This window comes from Deltaproteobacteria bacterium (assembly GCA_021159305.1).
GTDB lineage: Bacteria > Campylobacterota_A > Desulfurellia > JAGGSF01 > JAGGSF01 > JAGGSF01.
On record JAGGSB010000021.1, the window covers coordinates 1 to 6152 of the forward strand.

4 protein-coding genes are annotated in these 6152 nt (G+C 37.8%); 2 read left to right on the plus strand and 2 right to left on the minus strand.

The genetic code is table 11. The annotated features are described in order from the left end of the window. Positions 1 to 810: 810 nt before the first annotated feature. A complete protein-coding gene (locus J7J10_01600; protein MCD6129635.1) occupies positions 811 to 1992 on the plus strand; it encodes a glucose-6-phosphate isomerase in 1182 nt (393 codons plus the stop codon). On the opposite strand, the gene J7J10_01605 is transcribed toward J7J10_01600, so the two are convergent. After that, positions 1971 to 3464, minus strand: a complete 1494-nt coding sequence (locus J7J10_01605) for a glycosyltransferase family 39 protein (protein MCD6129636.1) — start codon at positions 3462 to 3464, stop codon at positions 1971 to 1973. The two genes, J7J10_01600 and J7J10_01605, sit on opposite strands and share 22 nt — an antisense overlap. An 83-nt stretch (positions 3465 to 3547) precedes the next feature. Beyond that, a complete protein-coding gene (locus J7J10_01610; GenBank protein MCD6129637.1) occupies positions 3548 to 4705 on the minus strand; it encodes an MFS transporter in 1158 nt (385 codons plus the stop codon). Between the two features lie 116 nt (positions 4706 to 4821). Here J7J10_01610 and udp point away from each other — a divergent pair, with 116 nt between their 5' ends. Then, positions 4822 to 5601, plus strand: coding sequence for a uridine phosphorylase (udp, locus tag J7J10_01615; protein ID MCD6129638.1), 780 nt, complete (start codon positions 4822 to 4824; stop codon positions 5599 to 5601). Positions 5602 to 6152: the final 551 nt, after the last annotated feature.

Here is a 6152-nt window from a genome sequence, read left to right on the forward strand (position 1 = left end):
TAATATAAGCATTTTTAATAAATTTTCATTGGCGAGAAGACTTTTTGTTACTTTTTGGTCTTTTCAAAAAGTAAGGATAAGTTAATCAGTTAGGGTCTGACTCTTTTTTTGTTATGTCCTGATGCTAAAACTCTTTTTCCCTCAGAATAATTAGTTTATGGCTTTTCTATCAACCATCAACTATCAACTTCCCCCCCATGTTTATCTGTGGCTAATATTTTTTTAGATTCCGCATCAAGTGCGGAATGACAGGGGAAAGAATGTCATTCCCGCCTGTCTGCGTGCGGTCACGCACAGGCAGGCGCACGTGGGAATCCAGATTCCGCTCTTCTTGTCATTCCCGCGAATGCGGGAATCCAGACTCCAGATTCCGTGTCAAGCACGGAATGACAGGAGGGTGCGGAATGACAGGAGGGTGCGGAATGACAGGGAAAAGCGGAATGACAGGAGGAAGTAATGTCACCCCGCACACCGATGCGGGGGCGGAATGACACGGAGGTGGGAATTTATAAAGTCGACAAATGGGGGCAACCCTACAGCATACATTATTCGAGAAGGTCAGCAGGATTAACAGAAACCGCTATTGTTTCTGACCAAAGCAAAATATTTTTTTACCTTCTAATACCTCTTTATAGATTTTTGGTGAGGCAATTTGTCTTCTTTATCTTTTCTGAAATCTGTAATATAATCTTATACAAATTGCAGTATAGATATTATTATATGCAATTTCTATTGTTTGGAGGAACAGAAAATGCCAGGTCGTTTGATAAAAATATTTAAATCTCCAAAACTGTTTGATTAGAGGTAATTATGGAAATAGATTTTGAGGGACTTTTTACAGATAAAGAAAAAGAAGAATGGCAAAGTCTAATAAAAAAAACAGAAGCACAAACAGATTATCCGTTTGTAAACACCATCTACAATGAAAAACTGTTTGAAGACATAGATTTATTTGTAAAAGAAGAAATTGAAGGAAAATATGAGAACTTTGTTCAGATAGGGATTGGCGGTTCAGCTTTGGGAGCAAGGGTATTTGCGGAAACATGCGGGAAGAATCGGATAAATTTTATCTGTTTAGACAATATAGACCCTGCTCGTATAAAAAAAGTCTTTTCTCTTGATTTAGACAAGACATTCTTTCACATAGTGAGCAAGTCTGGAAATACTGCAGAAACATTATCTCTGCTTATGTTAATCTACGAGAAATTGGGAGAAAAGATAGGTAAGCAAGTTGCTTTTTCCACATCTTCTAAAACTGGTGCACTATGGAAAATAAAAGAAGATCTAGGAATAGATTGTTTTTATATTCCCGATGATGTGGGAGGCAGATTTTCCTGTTTTACATCGGTAGGTCTTTTAGCGGCGAAAGCCTGCGGCATAGATATAATGGAGATCATAAATGGAGCGAAAAAAGCGATACAAGATTTAAATCTTTCAAAAGCGTTTGCCTGCGCTATGTACATGCTGTATAAAAATAATAAGAACATACTGGTTTGTTTTGTTTATAAAGATAATCTGGTTTGTGTTTCCGATTGGTTCAGACAACTGTGGGCAGAAAGCCTGGGGAAAAATGGTTATGGACAAACACCCATCACGACATTGGGTGTTACAGACCAGCATTCTCAACTCCAGCTTTATCAGGACGGACCAAAAGACAAAGTAATTGTGTTTTTAGATGTAAAACAGGTTGAGGATATAAATCTTCCAAAGACATGGAATTTCGAACCATTTTCTTTGCTTTCCGGGAAAACCTTGAGCCACTTAATGGATATAGAGAGAAGGTCCACCAGAAGAGCACTGACAGAAAATGGTGTATCCACAATGGAGATAATACTGGATAGGTTTTCTCCTTATGAAATAGGAAGAATTTTGATGTTTTTCATGCTTTCTGTGCCCATAGCTGCAAAATTTTTGAATATAAATCCCTTCAATCAACCAGGCGTAGAGCAGGGAAAGATATATACAAAGGCTTATTTAAAGGAAGAGATATAGTATATTCCATGCGGTGTGGATAGGGAATAGACAATATTCCCCTTTTTCGCAGCTTTTACATCTCGGGTTATAATCAGAGAATTTTTGCAGCTAAGTGGAGTTATCATTTTTGGCAAATCCTTTTCTATATAAAACATAAGTTTTAAAAATCTATCGTTGCTCTCTATCTTTTTGTGTTTATCATAATTTTTTATGTTCCGAGCAATGGCCTCTCCCATTTCTTTATAGTTGGGATAATGAGCACGGACAAAAGGAACATAACAGTAAGAATGGATTACTTTTAAAATAAGCATTGCGCAAAGAATGGATGGAAACAGTGTACGTTTAGGAATAGAAAATACAGCTATAGATAAAACAAGGAGTAAAATTCCGTCTGTTAAATTTTTTAACATAAATATATCCGAGAAAAAAGCGGCAATGACCAGGATGCATACTATTACCCACATGTAGTTTGCGTATTTAAATTCCTTTTCGTTTAAGTCACTTACAATAGGCGCTATAAAGATGGACAAAAATGGTAATAAAGGGATGAGATACCTTATTCTTCCTTCGGGTGAGATTTCATAGGGAATAAAATTGACACCCAATACAATTAAACAAAATATAAGTAGCTCTTTTTGTCTGCCACTAATTTCTTTTATCCTGGTGCGCACCTTTTTGTTAAATAAAAACAAAAGAAAGATACTCCAGGGCAGGGTTTGAATAAAACATTTAAATGGAAATAAGAAGATGTGTTTTAAAAATTTTAATATTGAGAATTGAAGAGGAGAACGAGAAAATACTTCTCCCCATAAGGCATATATAGAGGCATGTGCATTGGAAGTGTGAAGCAGCCAGAAACCTGTTAAGCCTAAAAAAACAAGGATTCCCAACAGATGATGAATACTGAAGAAATGACTTATAAGCCTCTTTTTATACAAAGAATAAGCAATAAAGGTAAGATAAAAAAAGATTAAAGCGGCAAAACCCTTACTCAAGAAGGCTAAGCTGCAAAAAATCAGTCCTAACAAAATACCCTTCTTTTTAAAGGAAAACAGGGAAATCATGGACAAAAATGCAAATAGAGAAAAGAACAGATCTGTTTCTCCCCATATACCATAAAGGAAAAAAACCTCAAAACAGGTGAGGAAACTCAAACAGGCAATATAGGACTTTTCATACAGTATATTTTTCGTAAACAAAAATACAAAAAAGGCAATCAATAAAGCACATAAAATAGAAGGAAAACGCACTGCAAACGCATTTTTCCCAAATATCTTATAAGAAAGGGCAATGGCTATATTGTGTAATGGTGGTTTTTTAAAATATGCTTTTCCCAACACTGTAGGTTGAAGATAGTTTTTGGATTGATTCATCTCCAGGGCTACAATCGCCCGCCTGGGTTCTTCGTGTTGAAGATACATATAACCTGAGCGTAAAAGGTAAAAACAGGCAATAAGAAGAAAAAAGAGGATGAATTCTTTTTTTATCATAAAAAACTCCGTTTTTTACGGTAAAAATCAAAGGTTTTTATCATACTACAGTTTCTTTAACACAAAAGGAAAAAAATGGCAAACTACCTTTTGATCATAAAAAATACCGGTACAGAAATCATTTCCATTAAAACTACGAACAATATTAGATAGATGACAGAAATATCATACAGAGAGCCCATAATCACCCCTCCAAAAAGCCAGGATAATCCATAAGCCGTATTGAATATACCGTATGCAGAACCTCTCTTTTCAATAGGTGTTAAATCGGCAATTGCAGCACGCATTACAGTTTCATGAACGCCCATCACCGCACCCCAAAGTATAACACTTATTACAATAAGATTGTAACTATGGGAAAATGCGAAAAAGGGAATGAAAAAGGTCAACAATGGGATTGTCAAGAGTGTTTTTAATCCCACTCTATCATAGGCTCTGCCAATAATCAAAGCCACCACTGCATCAGTGCCCATTGCAATGGCATAAAAAATAGGAATTTGAACATCCGAAATAATGGATTGAACCTTGAGATGATAGGATATTAGTTGGAAATTGGCAAATCCTGCTACACTTAAAAAAGTAAATAAAGTATAAACCCAAAAAACTCTGGAAAGTTTGCCTTCCATAGGTTTTTCTTTAGAAGTTTCTAATTTCTCGGGAACAGGAACTTTAATCCTTGCTATGACAAGGGTCAGTAATACCAGCACAGCAGGTATCCATAAAATGGTAAATCCCTCTTTGTATCCACCTTTTAGAAGAAATACCAAAGAGAAAACCAGGGGACCGATAATGGCGCCTACTTGATCCAATGCTTCATGAATACCAAAACCCAGACCTCTTCCCACTTGCTTTGTAGCGTGAGAGAGTATTGCATCTCGGGCAGGAGTTCTGATTGCCTTGCCCATTCGCTCAAGGATAATAAGGAGAGCCGCAACCTGCCACAGACCTGCAAATGCCAGCAGAGGAACGGCAAAAATCAATCCATAACCAATAAAGGTCAAAGGCCAATAGGCTCTGGTTTTGTCTGCAACGAAACCAGAAACAAGACGCAGTGCATATCCAATAAATTCACCCAGACCTGCCACCAAACCTACAATAGCAGCGCTCGCACCTAAGGTAGCCAGATAAGGGCCGGTAACACTTCTTGCCCCTTCGTAGGTTATGTCTCCAAATAAACTGACGATGCCTAAAAGAATGATAAATTGAAAGGCTATCTTTTTGTTATTTAATGTTTTTTCCATTTCAGATTCACTATTACAACAATTCATCAGTCTTTGCAAGTTTACAATTTTTTACAAATTGTTGATAGTTTGAACAATTGTTTTATAATGATAGTTGTAGGTTTAAGGTTAATGAGATGAATGAGGAGAAAATCGTTTATCATCTGAATTTAAATGAGGCAAAAATCAAAAGGGCACATTATGCTTTGCTTACAGGAGACCCTGAACGGGTATCAGACATTGTTTCAGCTTTTGATCCTCAGGCAATAGAGATTGCATATAGGCGTGAATATCGAACATTTTTAGGTCAGATGAATACCTATCCTGTTTTAGTTGTATCTACTGGCATCGGTGGTCCTTCAACATCTATTGCCATAGATGAGCTGGCTCAAATTGGTATACATACATTTATTAGGGTAGGAACCACAGGGACTATTCAGCCGAAGGTAGATATTGGGGATGTGATAATAACCTCCGGTGCGGTGAGATTGGATGGAGCTTCCACTCATTATGCTCCTATAGAATATCCTGCAGTTTCTCATCATGAGGTGCTCTTTGCATTAATTAAAGCTGCTCAGAATCTAAATATCCATTATCATGTAGGGATTACCGCATCTTCTGATACATTTTATCCCGGACAGGAAAGATACAATTCTTATTCAAAGTATGTATTGAAAAGGTTTCAGGGAATGACGAAAGAGTTGAGAAAATTGCAGGTCTTAAATTATGAGATGGAATGCTCAACCGTTCTTACACTATGCAGCTGCATGGGTTTAAGGGGAGGATGTGTAACCGGTGTTATCGTAAATCGCACTGAAGATGAATACATCGAAACCGAAGATTTAAAATCAGGCGAGATGAATGCCATTCAGGTAGCGGTAAAAGCGATGAGTTGTTTGATAAATGAACAAAAATAATGTCAAAACGGTTTCGGGTAATATTGTCGATGTTTTGAACTCTGAAATTTATTCGGGGACATTAAAGATTTACAATTTTTGAGACCAGCGGAGCAACGATAGGCTTAGACGAAATAGAAAAACTCTTAAAATTAAATAACCCCGCCGCATAGAGCAGGGTATCACCAGATGTTATTCCGCCCCCGCATCGGTGTGCGGGGTGACATTCTTTCCCTCTGTCATTTCCCTTTCCCCTGTCATTCCGCACCCTCCTGTCATTCCGCACCCTCCTGTCATTCCGCACTTGATGCGGAATCTGGACTCTGGATTCCCACGTGCGCGGGAATGACAAGAAGAGCGGAATCTGGATTCCCACGTGCGCCTGCCTGTGCGTGACCGCACGCAGACAGGCGGGAATGACATTCTTTCCCCTGTCATTCCGCACTTGATGCGGAATCTAAAAAAATATTAGCCACAGATGAATATGGTTGATAGTTGATGGTTGTTGTATTCTCATCCCTCTGTGCCAATATAAGTGAGACACTTCCCAACCCACAATTTAATGTATAATA